The organism is Streptomyces sp. NPDC059455, from assembly GCF_042750115.1.
GTDB lineage: Bacteria > Actinomycetota > Actinomycetes > Streptomycetales > Streptomycetaceae > Streptomyces > Streptomyces endocoffeicus.
The window spans coordinates 28,248-49,625 of record NZ_JBHYVB010000007.1; the positions used below are offsets into that span (position 1 = coordinate 28,248).

A 21,378-nucleotide genomic window follows, 5' to 3' on the forward strand; every position below is an offset into this window, starting at 1 on the left:
TATCCTCACCGGCCACCCCGGCCGGGGGGAGGGGCGGGGGCCCCGCGCGCGGGGGGCGGCCCGGACCCCCGTGTGTGGGGGCCCCGCCGGGGCCCGGTTCTGTCTGTTCGTCGGTACGGGCCGTCTGTTGGGGCGCACCGTCTGCTGGGGCGCGCCGTCTATTGATGCGCCCGTCTATTGATGCGCGCGGGCCGTCAGGTCGCACTGCATGAGGTGGGTGTCGATCCAGCGTCCATGCTTGTGGCCGACCCCGGTCAGCAGGCCCGCCTGGCGGAAGCCGAAGCGCCGGTGCAAGGCGGCCGAGGCATCGCTGCCGGAGTCGGCGATGACCGCGACGACCTGCCGTATGCCCGCCTCGGCACAGCGGGTGAGCAGGGCGTCGAGCAGCGCGGCCCCGAGCCCCGCGCCGGTCCGCCCGGGGGCGAGGTAGATGGCGTTCTCGGCGGTGTGGCGGTACGCGGGCTTGGGGCGCCAGGGCCCGGCGTAGGCGTATCCGACGACCGTAAGGGCATCGTCTTCGGCGGCCGTACGGCCGTCGTCGACCTCGGCGACCAGGAACGGCAGCCCCCGGCCGGTCAGCTCGGCCAGCCGCCGCGCCCAGTCCTCGACGGTGGGCGGGGTCTCCTCGAAGGTGACGACCGTCTCGGTGACGTAGTGACCGAAGATCGCGGCGATGGCGTCGAGGTCGGCGTGGGTGGCATCACGTATGACGGCGGTGGAGGCAGGCACCGGACCACCTTACGGCCGGCCGTTCCCGGCGGGGCGGAGGTGGAACGCGGGGCCGGGGTGGCGGTGGGGAGATCCCATCTGTCCAGGCAACCTCTTGCTCATCTGCGGTTCTCATCCGGAACGTAATATGGTCGGCCGTCCGAGTCCGCCTGCCACCGACCGCACCACCCGCACCGACCTCACCACCCGGGCCCGACTCGCCCCACCCCACCGAGCCGCCGTCCTCAGGGACCTCTGGAGCCCCCGTGACCGCCACCCAGACGATCACCGACTCCCGGATCCACCGGGCCCGCGCCCTCGTACTGCGCCGACCGGTCCTGTGCGCGGCGGTCTTCTGTCTGCTCTCCTTCACCGGGTTCTGGATCGCGCAGCGGGCCGCCCAGGTGTCGATGGTCGATCTGCTGGTCTACCGGGCCGAGGGATGGACCGTACGCAATGCGATGGATCTGTACGACATGCGGGCGACTGAGCACAATCTCCCCAATACCTATCCGCCGTTCGCGGCCCTGCTCTTCACCCCGCTGACCGTGATGAGCACGGGCGTCCTGCGGACCTTCGGGACGGCCGTCAATCTCGTCCTGATGGTCGCCGTGGCCCATCTGTCGCTGCGGCTGATCCGACTGCCCGCGCGGGTGCCGCGACCGGCCACCGTCCTGGCCCTGGCCGCCGTCGGGGTGTGGTGTGAGCCGGTGTGGACGACCCTGCGCTACGGGCAGATCAATCTGCTGGTCACGGCGCTGGTGCTGTGGGATCTGACCCGCCGGGCGGGCCACCGCTGGGCGGGGGTCGGAACGGGCATCGCCACCGGGATCAAGCTCACCCCGGGGCTCTTCGTGGTCTTCCTCGGGCTGGCCGGACTCTTCCTCGGCCTCCGGCGGCTGCGAGCGGCCGGGGCGGCCCGCAGGCGCGCCAGGTCCGGAAGCGGTCCGCCGCCACGGCGCTTCCTGAACGACCATCTGCGGCGCGCGGCCGTCGCGACCGCCGCCTTCGTCCTTACGGTCGCGTTCTCGGCCCTGGCGCTGCCGCATGACTCCCGGCGCTTCTGGACCGAGGTCGTCTTCGCGACCGACCGCCCCGGCGATGTCGAGGGCGCGGGCAACCAGAACCTCAAGGGCGCCCTCGCCCGTGTGCTGCACACCCCCGACCCGGGCATGTGGTGGCTCGCGGCGGCCGCGCTGATCGGCTGTGTGGGCCTGGCCACGGCGGTGGCCGCCCAGCTGACCGCCGACAGCCGGCTGCCGAACGCCCGCGCCTGGGCCGCCCTCACCTGCGCGGTGACCGCCCTCATGGTCAGCCCGGTCTCCTGGTCGCACCACTGGGTGTGGGCCGTCCCGATGGTCCTGCTGCTCGCGGTGGAGGCGGTGCGGCGGCGCACGGCGGGGTGGACGGCCTGGACGGTGGTGACCGGGCTGCTGTTCTGCTCCTTCATGGTCTGGTACGCGCCGCACAGCCTGCCGACCCGGGTGGAGCTCCACCAGAACCCGGCCCAGATGCTGCTCACCGCCGTCTATCCGCTGATCGGCGTCGCCTTCCTGGGCGTGGCCGCGTATCTGACCGCGCGCGCCGTAAGGCGTCCATGGCGTCCCTGGGAGGGGATCGGGACCCTGGGGCGGCAGCGGACGGGGGCGGCGCGGCGGCGGCCGGAGCGGACCTACGCGCGCGGGTAGCGGGTAAGCCAGGCCGGGGAGGAACTGCCGGGCCCGTGCAGGGCCGGGCCCTGGGTCATCTCCATGGCGAAGTCGTCGGCCAGTTCCAGGATCGTGCCGCGCCCCTCGACCTCCGCCAGCCAGGCGGGCGGCAGCGCCGTCTCACCGTGCAGCGCGCCCAGCAGATTGCCGCAGATGGCCGCCGTGGAGTCGCTGTCCCCGCCGTGGTTGACCGCGAGCAGCAGCCCATGGCGGACGTCCTCGGCGACGAGCGCGCAGTACAGGCCCATCGCCAGGGCCTCCTCACCGGTCCAGCCCTCGCCGAGCGAGGCGACGCGGTCGGGGGTCGGCAGGCCCTGCCGTACGGCGCCGAGGGCGTGCCGCAGCGCGTTCGTGGTCTCCTCGTGGCCGGGGCGGGTGGCCAGATGGGCGAGGGCGCGCTGGACGGCTCCGTCCAGCGCCTCGCCGCGCGCCAGGCCGTGCACGATCAGGGCGAAGGCACCGGCCGAGAGATAGCCCGTGGGGTGGCCGTGGGTCTGGGCCGCGCACTCGATGGCCAGTTGGAAGACCAGCTGCGGCTCCCAGCCCACCAGCAGTCCGAAGGGCGCCGAGCGCATCACGGCGCCGCATCCCTTGGAGTCGGGGTTCTTGGGCCGCTCCAGGGTGCCCATGGTCTCGTCGGCGAGCCCGGTGATACAGGCCCGGCCCGGGGACCGCTGGGCGTACAGCCACTCCTCGCGGGCCAGCCAGCCGGCGTCCTTACGGCGCTCATCGGGGCCCCAGTCGCGCTGGGTGGAGTACCAGCGGCGGTGGGCGGAGTGGATGTCGGTGGGCGGGTGCCAGGCCCCGGTGTCGCGGCGCACCTGCGCCCGTATCAGTCCATCCACGGTGAACAGCGTCATCTGGGTGTCGTCGGTGACCCGTCCGCGGCCACCATAGGCGGGCAGGAAGTCCGTCACGCCCTCGGGTCCGTGTGCCGCCCTGATCTCGTCCAGGGAGGCGAACTCCACGGCCGCCCCCAGCGCGTCGCCAATGGCCCCGCCGAGCAGACAGCCGCGCACCCGGCTGCGGAAGTCCTGCTGTTCGGCGCGGCCCCATACGCCGGTCGCTGCGCTGGCGGTTGCGGTCACGACCTATGCCTCTTTTCTTCGCTGCGTGAATGGCCCTGAACTGTCTTTGAACTGTAATGGACACCTAATGATCGCCTCCCGGCCGCCGCGGATTGTGAAGGCGTCATCACGGAGAAGACGACGGACCATCGCATTCCGAGAATGCGAATTCCCTCACCGAATGTCGGCCGCGTACCGAAAGCCCTTATCCGAGCGCCGTCCGGCCGTGCTCCAGGCTCGCCCGGAGCTCGACGAGCGGCGTGCGGAGGGTGGCGAGCGGGGTGGGGTCGGCCCCGGGGCACTGGGCGAGGTCGTCCAGGGCGCGTATGACGTCGTCGACGATCTCCCAGTACGGCCGGGTGGCGGTCAGCTCCGCCATGAGACGCTCCGCCCCGGCCCCGTCCCCGAGGGCGGCCCTGCTGATGATCGGAGCGGCCACCCGGGCCTGTGCGTCCCATTGGCCGCCGTGCTCCTCCAGGAGCGCTTCGAAGGCGGCCCACAACCCTCGCGCCTCGATGAGACCGGCCGTGCGGCTCACCAGCGTCGCGTGCTCGAAGGCGACATCGAGGTCCTGCCCGCCCAGGGCCGCCGCCCGTTCGATGTCCGTGGCGGCCTCGGTGTACCGGCCCGCCAGGCGGTGGCACCTGGCCCTGGCCTCCAGCGCGAGCAGGCTGTCGGGGGCGAGCCCGAGCGCCCGGTCCAGATCGGCGAGGGCGGCCCCGTCGTCGCCCAGGCGCAGCCGCAGGGCACCCCGGTTCGACAGCACCCACGCGTCGTCGGGAGAGGCGGAGACGGCGGCGTCGAAATCCGCCAGGGCTTCGCCGAGCAGACCGATGTGCTCATGCGTCTGCCCCCGGCGGATCAACGCGAACACATACGACGGCTCAATCTCGATGGCCCGCCCGAAGTCCGCCAGCGCCTCCTGGAAGCGGTCCGTCATCCGGTATGCCTCACCGCGCTCGGCGAGCACGGCCTGGTCCTCGGGGTGGGACGCCAAGCACCGGTCGGCCGCGTCGATCGCCTCCTCGTAACGGTCCAGATTGCGAAGGGCGTGGACGCGCCCGAACGCGGCGTAGTCGGCACCGAGTTCGAGGGCCCGTTCACAGTCCGCGAGCGCCTCCTCGTCCCGCCCCAGAAAACGGTAGGTCCTGGCCCGCTCCGCGTAGATCCAGGACCATTCGGGAGTGATCTCCACCGCCCGCCCGAAATCCGCCAGCGCTTTCTCGTAGTCCTCCATGGCGTGGTGGACCTGAGCGCGAGTCCCCACGGTCCACGCGCTCTCGTGCAGGTCGAAGGAGCGATTGAGGTCCGCCAGGCTTTCCTCGTACCGTCCGAGAAGGCGATATGTCTCGCCGCGCCGGGCGAGCGGCCAGGGAAAGTCGGGATCCAGTGCCACGACGCGGTCGAAGCTCTCCAGCGCCTGCTCGTAAAGCTCCCTGTCGAGGTGCACACTCCCCCGGGCGGCAAGAGCACGCACACAGTCGGCATCCAGCTCCAGCGCTCGCTCCGCGTCCGCCAGCGCCCCCTCCAGTTCGTGCATGTCCGCGCGGACCATGCCGCGGAGGCCGAGCGCCATGGCCACGGCCCGCTCGTCCGACCCGACCTCGTCCAGCAGCAGCGTCACATTGCCGACCAGGTCGCTCCTCGTGGACTCCGCGAGAAGCCGGTCACCCCAGGCGGCCATGGACCCGCTGCCGGAATCCCGGCCCGCCTCCACGAGCATCTGCCGCCAGCGGTGCTCCCATGACGCCGACGCGTAGTCGATATACGCGCACACATACGCGCGCAGCTCATCCCGCAGCGCTTCCTCCGGAGTCGCGCACAGCCGGTGGTAAGCCTCCTCGAGCCGATAGTCCAGCCACCGCTCGTGCTCCCACTTCTCGTCCCCCTCCAGCGTCTCCTCGATCTGCCGCTGCCATCGCGCGAACGCCTCGGCCAGCCGGAGGTGACGGGCGCTCCACGCCTGCGGGGACTGGTTGCGCTGGAGCCGCAGCATGGCCGTGCGGACGACCTGGTGGTAGCCGCAGCGGCCGGAGCCGTCGGCCACGAACGGGAGCGAGCGGAGCCAGCCGTAGAGGTCCGCCGCCTCGTCCTCCACCGCGGCCGCGAAGACGTCCTCGTCCAGGCGCCGGGGCAGGGCCGCGGCCAGGGCGGCCGAGCGGTGGGTCTCGTCGCTCACCCACTTCAGGAAGCGCTCGACGGCGGTGCCGGAGGGGTCGCCCACGGCCTCGGGGGTGGTGGGCCGGGTCTCGGCCAGCATGGACACCAACACGGGCAGCCCTCCGGTGAGCCGGAGGACGACCTCGACCACCTGCTCGTCGACCACGCCCTTGGCGGTCAGGAGCTGCCGGGCCTCCGTCTCGGTGAAGGGGACCAGGGGGAGGTCGGCGACGAGGTCGGCGTAGTCGGCCCAGCACCGCGGGGCGAGCGTGCCCTGGCCGGCCAGCGTCACCACCGCGTTGGCCGGGAGCGAGCCGTAGCGGCCCTCGAACATCACGTCGCGCAGCCACAGGTCGAGCAGCGGACCGGTGCGCTCATAGGTGTCGAAGAACCACGCCATCCAGGGCACGGCCGCGGCCACCTCGCCCACGTCCTTCAGGAACGCGGGAGTGAGGGCGTCCAGGGGCGACATCACCAGGTCCACGTCGTCGTGGCTGCGGAGGCGGGCGCTGAGCTTGGCCCGCGCGCGGTCGGCGGCCTGGGCGACCCGGTCCGGCTCCGCCGCACCGGCGAACGCGCCGACGCCCGGCACCATGCCGAGCCCGACCAGCCCCGCCCGGACGGCGAACGCGCTCGACGCGGACGGCCGGGGCTCGCCCGCCGCCTCCTCCGAAGGCTGCGGCGCGGGCTGCTGCGCCGCCGCATCGGCCTCGTGGCGCCGCTGCCGGTAAGTGGCCAGCAGCTTGTCGAAGGACTTCAGCGGGTGGCCCTGCTCGGCGAACTGGGCACTGATGGCCGCCATCGCCTCGGGGACGCTGTTCACCGACTCGTCCACCGAGGCGGTGAGCGCCCGGTGTTCCCGCGCGGTGTTCTCCAACTGCCGCAGCAGCGTCGTCTTGCCCACCCCGGCGTCGCCGCGCACATGGAACAGGAAGTGGTGCGCGGCGTCCTCGGGCGGCACGGCGAAGTTCTCCCGGAACGCGGCCAGTTCCTGCCGCCGTCCCACGAACCGGCGCCGCTGCCGGATCAACTCCCGGATCGTCGGACGCTGCGCTGCTGCCATCGGTGCCCCTTCCCCCGCTTCCCATGGCAGCGTATCCACGCGGCGCGCCCGCGAACCGTGAGCCGAGGTCAGTCCCCCAGCACCGGGAGCAGCTCCGGCAGATGGCCGTCCGAGGCGAGGGCGGCGGCCTGGCGGTCCTCGGCGACGGGGCCGTAGGTGGTGGTGCGGGCGCGGGCCGGGCGGCCGGCCAGTTCGGCGATGCCCACCAGGTCCTGGATGGAGCGGTAGGAACCGTAGGAGGAGCCCGCCATACGGGAGATGGTCTCCTCCATAAGGGTGCCGCCCAGGTCGTTGGCGCCGGAGCGGAGCATCTCGGCGGCGCCCTCCGTGCCCAGCTTCACCCAGCTGGTCTGGATGTTGGGGATGTGGGGGTGGAGCAGGATCCGCGCCATGGCCGTGACGGCGCGGTTGTCGCGTGTGGTGGGGCCGGGGCGGGCGATACCGGCGAGGTAGACGGGGGCGTTGGTGTGGATGAAGGGGAGGGTGACGAATTCGGTGAAGCCGCCCGTCTCCTGCTGGATCTCGGCGAGCAGCCGCAGATGGGCCAGCCAGTGGCGGGGCTGGTCCACATGGCCGTACATCATCGTGGACGAGGACCGGATGCCCAGCTCATGTGCCGTTTTGACGACCTCGACCCAGGTGGCCGTCGGCAGCTTGCCCTTGGTGAGGACCCAGCGCACCTCGTCGTCCAGGATCTCGGCGGCCGTGCCGGGGATGGTGTCCAGGCCCGCCTCGCGCGCCGCCGTCAGCCATTCGCGGATGGACATGCCCGTACGGGTCGCGCCGTTGACGACCTCCATCGGGGAGAAGGCGTGGACATGCATCCCGGGCACGCGCTCCTTGACGGCGCGTGCGATGTCGAAGTACGCGGTGCCGGGCAGATCCGGGTGGATGCCGCCCTGCATGCAGACCTCCACCGCGCCCACGTCCCACGCCTGCTGGGCGCGGTCGGCGACCTGGTTCAGGGAGAGGGTGTAGGCATCGGCGTCGGTGCGGCGCTGGGCGAAGGCGCAGAAGCGGCAGCCGGTGTAGCAGACATTGGTGAAGTTGATGTTCCGGGTGACGATGTAGGTGACGTCGTCGCCCACGGTCGCCCGGCGCAGATCGTCGGCGATGCGGCACAGGGCGTCCAGCGCCGGGCCCTCGGCGTGGAGCAGGGCCAGCGCCTCGGGGTCGGTCAGCCGGGTCGGGTCGTCGGCGGCCTGGGCCAGCGCGGCCTTGACGTCGGCGTCGACGCGGGAGGGGACCATACCGGGCGCTGCGGCCTCGCGCAGCGCCTCCCAGTCGCCGTAGACCTCGTCGAAGTCCTTACGGCGGTCACCGGTGCGGCCCTCGGTGTCGATGGCGCGGTGCAGATCGGTGCGGCCGGAGGCGCTGAACGCCTCGTCAGGCTCCTGCCAGGGCAGCCCGGTGGGGATCGCGTCCTCGCGGGCCAGGCCGGTCTCGGGGTCGGCGAGGGCGGTGACATGCGGCAGCAGCCGGGGGTCCAGCCAGGGCTCGCCGCGCTGGACGTACTCGGGGTAGACCGCGAGCCGTTCGCGCAGCCGGAAGCCGGCGGCCGCGGAGCGCTCGGCCAGCTCGTCCACCTGGGGCCAGGGGCGCTCGGGGTTGACGTGATCCGGGGTGAGCGGGGAGACGCCGCCCCAGTCGTCGATACCGGCCCCGATGAGCCGCTCGTACTCCGCGTCCACCAGGTTGGGCGGCGCCTGGATGCAGGCGGACGGGCCCAGGATGTGGCGGGCGACGGCGACGGTGGCCACCAGGTCGTCCAGCTCCGCGTCCGGCATCCCGCGCATGGCGGTGTCCGGCTTGGCTCGGAAGTTCTGGACGATGACTTCCTGGACGCCGTGGTACGAGCGGGAGACGCGGCGCAGCGCGAACAGCGAATCCGCCCGCTCCTCATGCGTCTCGCCGATCCCGATCAGCAGCCCGCTGGTGAACGGGACGGAGCTGCGCCCGGCGTCCTCCAGCACCCGCAGCCGTACCGCCGGCTCCTTGTCGGGCGAACCGTAGTGGGGGCCGCCGGGCTCGCTCCACAGCCGCTCGGCGGTGGTCTCCAGCATCATCCCCATGGAGGGGGCGACCGGCTTGAGCCGCTGGAAGTCGGTCCAGGTCAGCGCGCCGGGGTTGAGGTGGGGCAGCAGGCCCGTCTCCTCCAGGATGCGGATGGCCATGGCCCGTACGTACGCGATGGTGTCGTCGTACCCCTCGGCCTCCAGCCATTCGCGCGCCTCGGGCCAGCGGTCCTCGGGGCGGTCGCCGAGCGTGATCAGCGCTTCCTTGCAGCCCATTTCGGCGCCCCGGCGGGCGATGGCGAGGACCTCGTCGGGCGACATGAACATCCCGTGACCCGCGCGGCGCAGCTTGCCGGGGACGGTCGCGAAGGTGCAGTAGTGACACTTGTCCCGGCACAGCCGGGTGAGCGGGATGAAGACGCTGCGGGAGTAGGTGATGACCCCGGGGCGGCCCACCGCCTCCAGGCCCGCGTCGCGGACCCGGGCGGCGGAGGCCGTCAGCTCCCGCAGGTCGTCACCGCGCGCCTGGAGCAGCACCGCCGCCTCGGCGGTGTCCAGGGCCACGCCGTCGCGGGCGCGCTTGAGCGCACGGCGCATCGCGTTGGCTGTGGGGGCGGCGGAGCCAGTCGGGGCACCCGGTTCGTTTCCCTGCGCGCTCGTGGTCATCCTCCGAGCATACGAGCGGTGTGGGACACCGCCAGACGGCCCGGGCCTGCGGTTTTGTGGGTCTGATCACGGCGGCCGCGGGCCGTGGGCGGGAATACGGCGCGGTGGAGCGTGCGGGCTACACCCACTGGGCGCCGACGGCCCTCGCCCGGACGCGACTTGGCGGGGGCGCGGATCGCCGGGCCGGGGGCGGCGGGGCCGGGGCGGGGCCGTCCGTTCCCTCTCCGCCATGGAGTTATCCACAGGGCTTTCCGCGCGTGTCACCCGCGCGTACAACGGTGTCACGCGGGTGTCGGACGGCACTCTCGACTCTGGGGGGCACCTCATGCAGCGACGCGATGTACTCAGACTCTCCGCGCTTGCGGGCGCGGCGGGTGTACTGACTCTCGATCCCATGACCTTCACCCAGGCCGACGCCGCGGGCACGGCCGACGGTCCTGAGCAGACCAAGACCCTCAGCGGCCATCTGCCCACCGGCGCGCCCGACTTCGTCTACGTACCGGTCGAGGTCCCGCGCGGAGTGCGCGAGATCGCCGTGTCGTACTCGTACGACAAGCCGACCGTCCCGGCCGGCACACAGGGCAACGCCTGCGACATCGGCATCTTCGACGAGCGCGGCACGGAGCTGGGCGGCCGGGGCTTCCGCGGCTGGTCCGGCGGGGCCCGTACGGAGTTCGCCATCAGCGCCGAGGAGGCCACCCCCGGCTATCTGGCGGGGCCGGTCCAGGCGGGCACCTGGCATGTGGTGCTGGGGCCGTACACGGTCGCCCCGCAGGGCCTGGACTACAAGGTCACCGTCACACTGCGGTACGGCGCGCCCGGCACCACCCCGAAGCAGGGGGCACCTCCCGGACGGAGTCTGGGGGCGTACCCGCCGCAGCGGGCGAAGGGCCGGGGCCGCGCCTGGTACCGGGGCGACTCTCATCTGCACACCGTGCACTCCGACGGCAAGCGCACCCCGGCCGAGCTGGTCGCCGCCGCCCGCGCCGCGGGGCTGGACTTCATCACCACCACCGAGCACAACACCACCTCCGCGCATGCCGCGTTCGAGGGGCTGTGGGGCGATGACCTGCTGATCCTCACCGGCGAGGAGATCACCACGCGCAACGGCCATGTGGTCGCCCTCGGCACCGACCCCGGCGTCTTCATCGACTGGCGCTACCGCGCCCGGGACAACCGCTTCGGCCAGTTCGCCCGCAAGGTCCGGCAGGCCGGCGGCCTGGTGATCCCGGCCCATCCGCACGGCACCTGTGTCGGCTGCAACTGGAAGTTCGGCTTCAACGAGGCCGACGCGGTCGAGGTGTGGAACGCGGACTTCACCCCCGACGACGAGGTCACGATCTCCGAGTGGGACAACACGCTGGTGGCCGCCTCCCGTGGCGACGGCGGCTGGCTGCCCGCGGTCGGCCACAGCGACGCCCACCGCGAGCCCCAGGTCGTCGGCCTGCCCCAGACGGTGGTGCTCGCCGACGACCTCTCCCGCACCGCCATCCAGGACGGCATCCGGGCCGGCCGCAGCTGGATCGCGGAGTCCTCGAAGATCGGCCTCACCTTCGAGGCGGTCGGCGGACGCGGTAAGCACGCCGGAATCGGCGAGCGCCTGAAGGTCGGCGGCGCGGAGGAGATCACGGTCCGGCTGAAGGTCTCCGGCGTGGGCCCGGGCTGCTCGGTGCGGTTCATCACCGACCAGGGCCAGCTCTACGGAACACCGGTCCCCGCCTCCGGCGAGCTCACCGCCGAATGGCGTACGACGGCGTCCTACGCGGCGTACGTCCGCGCCGAGGTCCGCCACGCCCCGGCGGACGGCGGGGCATCGGGCATACCGGGCCCGATGGCGGCGATGACGAACCCGATCTGGCTGGGCGAGCGGTAAGGAGGGTCCGGGTACGGGGTCGCCCCCGTACCCGGACCGAGGGCGTGGCCGCCAGTCATGGGAGGCCCACGCGCCGGCACCGTGGAGCGGTCAGTAGCGGACCTTGCCGTAGTCGACCGGCTGTTCGGGATATGTGGCGGCACGGCGGGCGAGGGCTCGCATGCGTGCCCGCATCTCATCGGCGGGCGTCGGCGTATTTGCGGCCGTGGGCCACATGGTCGAGGTGGGTGAGGAGCACATCGGTGATCTTCCCGGCCCGCTCCTCGTAGCGGCGGGCGAGGGCGGGGCTCCAGCGCGGGGTGTCGATCATCATCGCGGTGGAGCCGGGGCGACGCGGCAGATAGGAGATGGCGCCATAGGTCTTCGCCGAGGCGTGGCCGCAGAGGAGGACGGTTCCGGCCTCGTCCAGGGGCATGGGGTACGGGTCCGAGTCGGGCTCCCAGTGGTCGGCGGGCGGGTGCACGGACCGGGTCGGACAGGCGTGGGCGGCCATGTAGAGGCGGCGGACCTCGTCCTCGTCGCCGGGCTGGCGCAGAACAGTGGAGAGGCCGCCGTAGTCGCCGCCGGGCATGTAGCGGAGCGCGCGACGGAAGGCGAGGCAACGGACGACGTTTCCGCTGCGAACCTTATTGAACGGAGCCCAGTGGTTCATCGGACTGTTGCTCAGAGGCGGCAGCTGATCTCCATGCCGTCCTCGATGGGGAAGCTGACGTTCTGGTAGCCGTTCGCCGGGTCGCGCACGTAGTCGAGGTACGGCCGCATGAGGCCCTCGAACTGGTCGATGTCGTCGGCCACCACGAGGGCGCCGGGCCGCAGGCTCGGTTCGAGCATCCGCAGCACGGGCAGGCAGAGGTCCTTCCAGCCGTCGAGCAGGACGAGCTCCAGGGGGCCCTCGAGGTCGGCGAGGGTCTCCCGGGCGTCCCCCTCCAGCACGGTGATCAGGTCGTCCAGTCCGGTCTCGGTGAAGGTGCGGCGGGCCGCGGCGATCTTCTCCTCGCTCATTTCCGTGGTGACGACGCGCCCGGTGCCGTTGTCCCGCACGGCGGCGGCCAGATGGAGCGTGGAGATGCCGTAGGACATGCCGAACTCGACCACCGTGGCCGGGCGGATGGCGCGCACCAGGTTGTAGAGCAGCTTCCCGCCATCGGCGGAGATCGGCATATAGATCCCGGCCGCGGCGTCGGCGAGTTCCTGCGGGGCCATCGTCTCCAGCGCGCCGGGCGGCAGCCGCGTCAGGGCGGTCCCGTCCCGCTCGGCCAGCTCGAACATGCGGCGGATGGCGGTCTCGACCCGGGGGTCGGCGAGGGTGTGAGTGAGTGTCATGGGCGCTAGAGTAGACGCTACGTTGCGTCTCGTCTAGCGGATACAGAGCCGCCCCGGTCGAGGAACAGGGGGCTGTGTGTCCCGTCAGTCGGTGCGGCGCGCCGCGCGGACGCGGCGGCCGCCGTCGATCACCAGGTCCGTGCCGGTGATCCAGGACGCCTCGTCCGAGACCAGCCAGCGGACCGCGCGCGCCACGTCCTCCGGTTCGCCGATACGGGCCAGCGGGAGCGTCGCGGCGATCTCCTGTTCGCCGGGCTCCCAGACGAAGCGGGCCATCTCGGTGCGGACCAGGCCCGGGGAGACGGCGTTGACGCGGACGGAGGGGGCCAGTTCGGCGGCGAGCTGGCGGGTGAGGCGGAGGAGGGCGGTCTTGGTGGTGCCGTAGGCGCCGACGTCCGGGCCGACGCCGTGGGTGCCCTCGGTGCAGATGTTGACGACCGCCCCGCCGTGGTCGCGCATCCAGCCCCGCCAGGCCGCCTGGGCCAGCCGCAGCGGGGCCTCCACGTTGACCGTGAAGGCCGTGCGCCAGGCGAGCGGGTCCACGGCCATCAGCGGGCCGAGCGGGGCGTTGGTGGCGGCGTTGTTGACCAGGATGTCGAGGCGGCCGAACTCGGCCAGGGCGCGGGCCACCGCCGCCTCCGGATGGGCCGGGTCGGCCACGTCCCCCGGGCAGCCGATGGCGCCCGGGCCGAGGCGGCGTACGGCGTCGGCCAGCCCCCTCGGATCCCGCGCCGTGACGCACACCGCCGCACCGTCCGCCGTCAGCGCCTCCGCCACGGCGAGCCCGATGCCCCGTGAGCCACCCGTGACCAGGGCGGCCCGGCCGGTGAGGGAGCCCAGTCCGGTGGATCCGGTTGGTCCCGTGGGTCCGGTGGGGGCAGCAGGTGCGGCGGGGCCTCCGGCCCCAGCCCCCTCACGCCCGCCGCCGAGTCCGGTGGGGCCGGTAGTGCCCGGGGGGTCCGTGGGGCCGCCGGACCCGCCACGCTCGCCACGTCCGCCACCAGATCCGTCACGCCCACCACGCTCACCAGACCCGGCCGCCGCGCGCGTCACCGGCTCAGCCCCTCGTGTTCACCGTCTCCGTGTCGCGGCCCGAGCGGAGCACCTTCCCCGGCACCGCGCCGGTGATCTCGTCGTCCCGGATGGTCTCGGTGCCGCCCACCCGGACGCTCACGATCCCCATGGCGCGCGAGTCGAGCCGGGGGCTCTCGCCGGGCAGGTCGTGGACCAGCCGCGCCTGGCCCGCGTCGATCCGGTCGGGGTCGAAGAGGACCAGGTCGGCGTGGTAGCCCTCGGCGATCCGGCCGCGCTCGCGCAGCCCGAGCAGCCGCGCCGGATCGTCCGTCAGCATCCGTACCGCCCGCTCCAGGCCGACCAGCTTCCGCCCGCGCAGACAGTCGCCGATGAAGCGGGTGGTGTACGGGGCGCCGCACATCCGGTCCAGATGGGCCCCGGCGTCGGAGCCGCCGAGCATGACGTCCTCGTGCTCCCAGGTCTGCCGTCGCAGCTCCCAGCTGGCCGGGTCGTTGTCGGTCGGCATGGGCCACAGCACCGTACGCATCTCGTCCGCCGCGCAGATCTCCACCAGGCAGTGGAAGGCCTCCTGTCCGCGCTCGGCGGCGATGTCGCGGACGACGCGCCCGGTCAGCCCGGCGTTGGCCGCGCTGTAGGTGTCGCCGATGACGTACCGGCCGAAGTGGGTGAGTCGCCGGAAGACCCCGGCCTCGGGGCTGCCGGCGCGGCGCAGCATCTCCTCCCGTACGGCCGGGTCGCGGAGGGTCGCGATCCGTTCCGGGATGGGCAGCCCCAGGATGTCGCCCCAGCCCGGGATGAGGTTGAGCGCGCAGAAGGTACCGAGCGACATGTTCATGGGGGTGAGGATCGGCATCGTGAGCGCGACGATCCTGCCGCCCGCCTTACGGGCGCGTTCGCTGGCCTGGAGCTGGCGCGGCACCCGCTCGGGGACGGCCGCGTCGATGGTCAGCACGTTCCAGTTGAGCGGGCGGCCGGCGGCCGCGCTCATGTCCACCAGCAGCTCGATCTCCTCGTCGGCGAACTGGTCGAGACAGCCCGCCACGATCGCCTCGATCTGCGTCCCCTCGTGGTCGCCGACGGCCCGGGAGAGCGCCAGGAGTTCCCCGGGCCGGGCGTGGCGGGAGGCGACCGGCTGTCCGTCCCCGTCCGAGTGGGTGGAGGACTGGGTGGTGGACAGTCCCCACGCCCCCGCGTCCATCGCCTCGTGGAAGAGGAGCAGCATCTCCTCCAGCTGCGCGGGGCTGGGCTGTCCGCCGATCGCGTCCTCGCCCATGACATGGCGGCGCAGTGCGCAGTGCCCCACCATGAAGCCCGCGTTGACGGCGATCCGGCCCTCCAGCGCGTCCAGGTACTCGCCGAAGCCGTGCCAGTTCCAGGGCGCGCCCTGCTCCAGCGCCACCAGCGACATGCCCTCGACCCGGCTCATCATCCGCCGGGTGTAGTCGGCGTCGCCGGGCCGGTCGGGGTTGAGCGGGGCGAGGGTGAATCCGCAGTTGCCGCCGGCCACGGTGGTCACGCCGTGGTTCATGGAGGGGGTGGCGTACGGATCCCAGAACAGCTGGGCGTCGTAGTGGGTGTGTGGGTCGACGAATCCCGGGGCGAGGACGAGCCCGGTGGCGTCCTCGGTGGACCGGGCCGGTTCGGCGACGGCCCCGGGCTCGGCGATGGCCACGATCCGGCCGTCCCGGATGCCGACGTCGGCGACGTACGAGGGCGCGCCGGTGCCGTCCGCCACGGTGGCGCCCTTGATCAGGTGGTCGAGCACGGGTTCAGGTCCCTTCTGGCGGCTGCGGCCGGCATCTGTGGCCGCTGCGTGGCGGCCTGTGCGGCTGGTGCGTGACGGCCTGTGCGGCTACTGGGTGACGGCTTGGCGGAAGCGGGTCGTGCGGTGCACCGGATCGGTGTCGATCTTCGGGATGACGTGCTCGCCGATGAGCTTGACCGTGTTCATCGTGTCCTCGTAGCCGATCCCGATCGGCAGCCCGAACGACAGCTGGTCGGCCCCGGCCTGCTCCCACCGCTTGCACTGGCGGAAGACCTCGTCCGGGTCGCCGCAGATCATCAGCTCCTCGGCGATGAGGAGTTCGATGATCTCCTCGGTGTACTCCGGCAGCAGTTCCGGCCACTGCGGGATGCCGTCCGGGCGGGGGAAGGTGTCGTGGTAGCGGAAGAGCAGCGACTGCAGGTAGTTGAGCCCGCCGCCGACCGCGACCTCGACGGCCTTGGCGTGGGTCTCGGCGCAGATCGCGGTCGAGGTGACCATCACGTTGTCGTTGACGAAGCCGCCGACCGGCTCGGCCTCCTTGACCGCGTTCTTGTAGGAGTCGAGGGCCCACTCCATGTCGGAGACCTTCTGGATGGAGAAGCCGAGCACGCCGAGGCCCTTCTTGCCCGCCATCGCGTACGAGGGCGGCGATCCGGCCGCGTACCACATCGCCGGGTGGGCGGCCCCGTACGGCTTGGGCAGCACCTTGCGCGGCGGCAGCGACCAGTGCTTGCCGGTGAAGCCCTGGTACTCGTCCTGCAGCCACATCTTGGGGAACTCGGCGATCGTCTCTTCCCAGATCTCCTTGGTGGCGTTCATGTCGGTCACGCCCGGCAGGAAGCCGAGGATCTCGTGGCTGCCCGCGCCCCGGCCGGAGCCGAACTCGAACCGGCCGCCGGAGAGGTGGTCGAGCATCGCGACCTTCTCGGCCACCTTGACCGGGTGGTTGACCTGCGGCAACGGGTTGAAGATGCCGGAGCCGAGGTGGATGCGCTCGGTGGCGTGGGCGAGATAGCCGAGGAAGACGTCGTTCGCGGAGAGGTGGGAGTACTCGTCCAGGAAGTGGTGCTCGGAGGCCCATACGTACTTGAAGCCCGACCGGTCGGCCTGGATGACGTACTCGGTCTCCTCGACGAGCGCGTGATGCTCGGCCTCGGGGTCGGTTCGGCGTCGGCTTTCGGGGACGTAGCCCTGCACAAAGAGTCCGAATTCCATGGAGGTTCACCGCCTCAGACGAACGTCGATCTGACGGATCGTCAGATTTTGATTGACTCTGGCACCGCGGACACGGACCGTCAAGGCCCGGAGCCGTGCCGGACCCGGCGGCCGCACTAGAAGACCGAGACGCCGGTCAGCCAGCCGCCGTCGACGACGAACGGCTGGCCGGTGACGTACGAGGAGTCCTCCGAGGACAGGAAGAGCGCCAGCCGCGCCACCTCCTCCGGGCGGCCGATCCGACCCAGCGGCACCAGCTTTCGGTAGAGCTCGTCGACCGCCGCCGTCGCCTCCGCGGAGTCGGCGGCCGGGTCGAGGTGGGCCGGGTTGGTCATCGGGGTGTCGACCGCTCCCGGGCACATCGCGTTGACCCGGATGCCCTTGTCCGCGAGCTCCATCGCGGCCACCCGCGTCATCCCCACCACCGCCGCCTTCGTCGCGGCGTACGCGGTGAGCAGCGGCATCCCGGACAGGGCGACGTACGAGGCGGTGTTCACGATCGTTCCGCCGCCCGCCGCCGCCAGCTCCGGCGCTACCGTCCGCATTCCCAGGAACGTGCCGACCTGGTTGACCTGGACCACCTCCAGGTACTCCGCGAGCGGGGTGCCCACCAGCTCGTTGAAGCGGAGGATCCCGGCGTTGTTGACCAGGCCGTCCACCGAGCCGAAGGCGTCCTTCGCGGCGGCGACGGCGGCGGTCCAGTCGTCCTCGCGGCCCACGTCCAGATGGACGAAACGGGCGCCCTCCCCCAGCTCCTTGGCCAGCGCCTCGCCCGGCTCGTCCAGTACGTCGCCGAGGACCACGCGCGCGCCCTCGGCCGCGAACAGCCGCGCCTCCTGCTCACCCTGTCCGCGTGCCGCCCCGGTGATGATGACGACCCGCCCGTCCAGCTTGCCCATTCCGATCTCCCTAGTCATCCCTGGTCATCGAGGTGCGGAGCGACATCGGCGGCGAAGGCCGCCATCTGATCGGTCAGTTCGGTGTGGTCCCGGCAGCGGAACCGCACCTGGATCTGGTCCACCCCCATCGCGGCGTACGCGCGCAGGCTCTCGGCCAGCCGCTCCGGCGCGCCGGTCAGGGTCCGGCGCCCCACGTCCCAGCCGGGCTCGCCCACGTACAGCGGCTCGGTGATCGCGCCGATCTCGGCGGGCTCGTCGATCCCGGCCTCCTTCCGCAGCTCGCGCAGCCGGGCGATCTGGCCCGGCAGCCGGTCCCGTGGATCGCCCTGCGGCAGCCAGCCGTCGCCCCGGACCGCCGCCCGGCGCACCGCGGCGGGCGAGGAGCCGCCGACCCACAGCGGCGGCCGCGGCGTCTGGACGGGGCGCGGGGCCTGCCCGAGGCCGTCGAACGCGAACCGCTCGCCGCGGAAGTCGGGGAACTCCTCCGGCCCCAGCGCCGCCTTCAGCGCGTCGACCGTCTCGTCCAGCAGCACCCCGCGCCGGGCGAAGTCCACCCCGAGCGCCTCGAACTCCTCCCGGACGTGCCCGGCCCCGACCCCGAGGATCAGCCGGCCGCCGGAGAGGTGGTCGAGCGTGGCGTACTGCTTGGCGGTCAGCAGCGGATGGCGCAGCGCGGCGACCGCCACATGGCTGAGCAGCCGCACCCGCTCGGTGGCCGCGGCGAGCCAGCCGAGGGTGGCCACCGGGTCGTACCAGACGGTGCCCATGGCCGCTGCCAGCCGCCGCGGGATCGCGACGTGGTCGCAGACGGCGAGGTACGCGAAGCCGAGCCGGTCGGCGGTGCGGGCGACCTCGAGCAGTTCGGCCGGGCCCGCCCCGGCCTCCCACGGCTCGGCGTAGAGGGTGGACTGCGACTGGATCGGCAGCTGCATGCCGTAGCTCAACCGGCCCCGGGGCAGGACGCGCATGCCGGGCCTCCTTGTCGGTGGACCGTCATCGTCGTATCTGACGTCGGACATGGTCGTATCTGACGGTCCATCAGACAAGGGGTACGGCAGTCTCGTCCCGCCGCGCGACGCTTTGCTAGCGTACGGACGTTCGGGACCTCGGGGCCCACGCCCGCCTCCCCGTCCAGGGGCCACCACAGGACACAGGCAAGGAGGCACAGCAAGGGGGCACGGCGAGGGCACACAGAGGGGCACGTGATGATCGAGACGGTCTTCCGCTGCGAGGATCTGCCCAGAGCGGATCGGTTCGACTTCTGGCGCGAGCAGATGGCACAGCTCATGGCGCCGATGGAGATGACCAGCGACCACACCCGGGACTTCCGGGGCGAGGTGCGCATCCTCCAGTTCGGCGCCGCCTCCGTATGGCCCACGAAGTTCCGTGAGATGGACTTCCGCCGGACGCCCAAGCTCATCCGGCAGTCCGACCCCGAGCTGTACCACTTCTCGTTCATCCAGGAGGGCAACCTCCAGGTCTCCCAGTCCCGCCAGGAGACCGCGCACAGGGCGGAGGGCCTCTATGTCGTCGACACCTCACGGCCCTTCGACTGTCTGGCCTTCGGCGGCCCTCCCGCAGGCGTGGGCCTGGAGATCCCCAAGGCCCTGATCCCGGTCCCCCACGACCGGATCGACCGGCTGCTCGCCCGGCCCATCCCGGCACGCGAAGGGGTCGGCGCCCTGCTCACGGGGTTCCTCGCCCGGCTCGCGGCGGACCGCTCCCTACGCCCCTCCGACGGGCCGCGGCTGGGCACCGTGCTGATCGACCTGGCGGCGGCGCTGCTCGCCCAGGCCGTCGAGGCCGACGACGCGCTGCCGCCCGAAACCCACCGGCGCACCCTGGCCCTGCGGGTGCAGAGCTTCATCCTGCGGAACCTGTCCGACCCGGAGCTGTCACCGGCCACCATCGCCGCCGCGCACCACATCTCCGTCGGCTATCTGCACCGCCTCTTCCGGGCCCGCGACACCACGGTCTCCGCGTGGATCCGGCAACAGCGGCTGGACCGCGTCCGGCGCGACCTCACCGACCCCGGCCTGCTCACGGTCCGCATCCATGAACTCGCCGCCCGCTGGGGCTTCGCCCACCCCGCGGTCTTCAGCCGCGCCTTCCGCGCCGCGTACGGGATGCCACCCAGCGACTACCGCCATCTGGCCCTTGTGTCCCGCGCGCCGGGCGCTACCCCGCGACGCCCGGTGCGCAGGGACACCCGGCCCTCCACGCCGCCCATGACCCCTGTCACGTCGTAAGGGTTGGGTGACGGCGTGGGGAGGCGGGGAGGGCCGATATGCCCCATAGCCTGCCGGAGGGTCCATTGGTTGTCATTGACCGGCAGTGACCGCTTTCTTGCTCCTCCGTGACCGGGGCGGCGCAGGGACTGACCCCCTCCCTGGCCAGGGCGGCGCCGGGACCGACGCCCCTCCCCGGCCAGGGCGGCGCCGGGACCGACGCCCCTCCCCGGCCAGCCCGCTACGCCCCGGGCGCCCCTGCCCAGAGCCCGTCCGCCGTGAGCCCCAGCAGCTCGATCGCGTTGCCGCGCACGATCCGCTCCACGACGTCCGGCGCCAGATGCCCCATCTGCGCCTCGCCGACCTCCCGCGACTTGGGCCAGGTGGAGTCCGAGTGCGGATAGTCCGTCTCGTACAGCACATTGCCGACCCCGATGGCGTCGAGGTTGCGCAGTCCGAAGGCGTCGTCGAAGAAGCAGCCGTAGACATGCTCGGTGAACAGCTCGGACGGCGGGCGCAGCACCTTGTCGGCCACTCCGCCCCAGCCCCGGTTCTCCTCCCACACCACATCGGCGCGCTCGAGGATGTAGGGGATCCAGCCGATCTGGCCCTCCGCGTACATCACCTTCAGGTTCGGGAAGCGCTCGAACTTGCCGCTCATCAGCCAGTCGACCATCGAGAAGCAGCAGTTGGCGAAGGTGATCGTGGAGCCGACCGCGGGGGGCGCGTCCGCGGAGGTCGAGGGCATCCTCGAGGAGGAGCCGATGTGCATCGCGATGACCGTGCCGGTCTCGTCGCAGGCGGCGAGGAAGGGGTCCCAGTCGTCGGTGTGGATCGACGGGAGCCCCAGGTTCGGCGGGATCTCCGAGAAGCAGACGGCCCGCACCCCGCGCGCCGCGTTCCGCCGCACCTCGGCGGCGGCCAGCTCGGCGTCCCACAGCGGGATGATGATCAGCGGGATCAGCCGGCCCCGGGCCTCGGGGCCGCACCACTCCTCCACCATCCAGTCGTTGTACGCCCGGACCCCGAGCAGACCCAGCTCGCGGTCGGGGGCCTCGGTGAAGGTCTGCCCGCAGAAGCGGGGGAAGGTCGGGAAGCAGAGCGCGGACTGGACGTGGTTGACGTCCATGTCCGCGAGCCGGTCCGGCACCGAGAAGGAGCCCGGCCGCATCTGCTCGTAGGTGATGGCCTCCAGCTTGACCTCGTCCCGGTCGTAGCCGACGGCGGTGTCCAGCCGGGTCAGCGGCCGGTGCAGCTCCTCGTAGACCCACCAGTCCGCGAGCGGCCCGTCGTCCCCGAGCGCGCCCATCTTCGGGGCGAACTTGCCGCCGATGAAGGTCATCTCCTTCAGCGGCGCCCGGACGATGCGCGGCCCGCTGTCGCGGTACTTCGACGGGAGCCGGTCCCGCCAGACGTGAGGGGGCTCAACCGTGTGGTCGTCCACCGAGATTATCTTCGGGAAGCTCTCCATGACTGCACGGTAGCGCTGATCTGACGGATCGTCAGCTATCGCGGCACGCCGCACCACTGTCCGGCACACGGCCGCCATCCGTCCGGCGCGCGACCGCCGGCCACCCGGCACATGGCCGCCAGTCACCCGGCGCGCGGCTTTCCGCCACCCGGCGCGCGGCCTGGACAGACGCGCTCTTTAC

Annotated in this window: 15 protein-coding genes; 3 read left to right on the forward strand and 12 right to left on the reverse strand. The window is 72.3% G+C overall.

The window, feature by feature from the left end:
• Positions 1–174: 174 nt before the first annotated feature.
• Positions 175–729 (reverse strand): GNAT family N-acetyltransferase, encoded by a 555-nt coding sequence (locus ACFXB5_RS03965; protein WP_385202100.1) that lies wholly within the window; start codon positions 727–729, stop codon positions 175–177.
• A 245-nt stretch (positions 730–974) separates the two neighbouring features.
• Here ACFXB5_RS03965 and ACFXB5_RS03970 point away from each other — a divergent pair, with 245 nt between their 5' ends.
• The gene (locus ACFXB5_RS03970) at positions 975–2,396 is read left to right on the forward strand and encodes a glycosyltransferase 87 family protein (protein WP_385202101.1); all 1,422 of its coding nucleotides are present in this window, start codon (positions 975–977) and stop codon (positions 2,394–2,396) included.
• On the opposite strand, the gene ACFXB5_RS03975 is transcribed toward ACFXB5_RS03970, so the two are convergent.
• From ACFXB5_RS03975 to ACFXB5_RS03985, 3 genes are all read right to left on the reverse strand, one after another.
• Positions 2,381–3,505, reverse strand: coding sequence for an ADP-ribosylglycohydrolase family protein (locus ACFXB5_RS03975; RefSeq protein WP_201851775.1), 1,125 nt, complete (start codon positions 3,503–3,505; stop codon positions 2,381–2,383). The two genes, ACFXB5_RS03970 and ACFXB5_RS03975, sit on opposite strands and share 16 nt — an antisense overlap.
• Positions 3,506–3,689: 184 nt before the next feature.
• Entirely contained in the window at positions 3,690–6,707 is a 3,018-nt protein-coding gene (locus ACFXB5_RS03980) for a tetratricopeptide repeat protein (RefSeq protein WP_385202104.1), read from the reverse strand.
• A 68-nt stretch (positions 6,708–6,775) separates the two neighbouring features.
• Entirely contained in the window at positions 6,776–9,388 is a 2,613-nt protein-coding gene (locus ACFXB5_RS03985; RefSeq protein WP_385202106.1) for a bifunctional FO biosynthesis protein CofGH, read from the reverse strand.
• A gap of 325 nt (positions 9,389–9,713) precedes the next feature.
• Between ACFXB5_RS03985 and ACFXB5_RS03990 the strand changes: the two genes are divergently transcribed.
• Positions 9,714–11,261, forward strand: a complete 1,548-nt coding sequence (locus ACFXB5_RS03990; protein ID WP_385202108.1) for a CehA/McbA family metallohydrolase — start codon at positions 9,714–9,716, stop codon at positions 11,259–11,261.
• Between the two features lie 175 nt (positions 11,262–11,436).
• Here the strand turns inward: ACFXB5_RS03990 and ACFXB5_RS03995 are convergent, their stop codons facing one another.
• The 7 genes from ACFXB5_RS03995 to ACFXB5_RS04025 form a co-directional block, all read right to left on the reverse strand.
• Positions 11,437–11,832 carry a hypothetical protein gene (locus tag ACFXB5_RS03995; protein ID WP_385202110.1) on the reverse strand — a complete coding sequence of 132 codons (396 nt, stop codon included), beginning with the start codon at positions 11,830–11,832 and terminating at the stop codon, positions 11,437–11,439.
• Positions 11,833–11,924: 92 nt separating this feature from the next.
• Complete coding sequence (locus ACFXB5_RS04000; RefSeq protein WP_385202112.1) at positions 11,925–12,584, reverse strand: O-methyltransferase; 660 nt, start codon at positions 12,582–12,584, stop codon at positions 11,925–11,927.
• 84 nt (positions 12,585–12,668) lie between these two features.
• Positions 12,669–13,424 (reverse strand): SDR family oxidoreductase, encoded by a 756-nt coding sequence (locus ACFXB5_RS04005; protein ID WP_385202211.1) that lies wholly within the window; start codon positions 13,422–13,424, stop codon positions 12,669–12,671.
• Between the two features lie 217 nt (positions 13,425–13,641).
• On the reverse strand, positions 13,642–15,384 hold the full coding sequence (locus tag ACFXB5_RS04010; RefSeq protein WP_385202114.1) for an amidohydrolase family protein: 1,743 nt from the start codon (positions 15,382–15,384) through the stop codon (positions 13,642–13,644).
• 87 nt (positions 15,385–15,471) lie between these two features.
• Complete coding sequence (locus ACFXB5_RS04015) at positions 15,472–16,599, reverse strand: LLM class flavin-dependent oxidoreductase (protein WP_385202116.1); 1,128 nt, start codon at positions 16,597–16,599, stop codon at positions 15,472–15,474.
• Between the two features lie 116 nt (positions 16,600–16,715).
• Complete coding sequence (locus tag ACFXB5_RS04020; RefSeq protein WP_201851766.1) at positions 16,716–17,498, reverse strand: SDR family NAD(P)-dependent oxidoreductase; 783 nt, start codon at positions 17,496–17,498, stop codon at positions 16,716–16,718.
• A gap of 14 nt (positions 17,499–17,512) precedes the next feature.
• The gene (locus tag ACFXB5_RS04025; protein ID WP_385202118.1) at positions 17,513–18,466 is read right to left on the reverse strand and encodes an LLM class F420-dependent oxidoreductase; all 954 of its coding nucleotides are present in this window, start codon (positions 18,464–18,466) and stop codon (positions 17,513–17,515) included.
• A 237-nt stretch (positions 18,467–18,703) separates the two neighbouring features.
• On the opposite strand from ACFXB5_RS04025, the gene ACFXB5_RS04030 reads away from it, so the two are divergent.
• Positions 18,704–19,747, forward strand: coding sequence for an AraC family transcriptional regulator (locus ACFXB5_RS04030; protein WP_385202120.1), 1,044 nt, complete (start codon positions 18,704–18,706; stop codon positions 19,745–19,747).
• Positions 19,748–19,967: 220 nt separating this feature from the next.
• Here the strand turns inward: ACFXB5_RS04030 and ACFXB5_RS04035 are convergent, their stop codons facing one another.
• Positions 19,968–21,197 carry an amidohydrolase family protein gene (locus tag ACFXB5_RS04035; protein ID WP_385202122.1) on the reverse strand — a complete coding sequence of 410 codons (1,230 nt, stop codon included), beginning with the start codon at positions 21,195–21,197 and terminating at the stop codon, positions 19,968–19,970.
• Between the last annotated feature and the right edge of the window lie 181 nt (positions 21,198–21,378).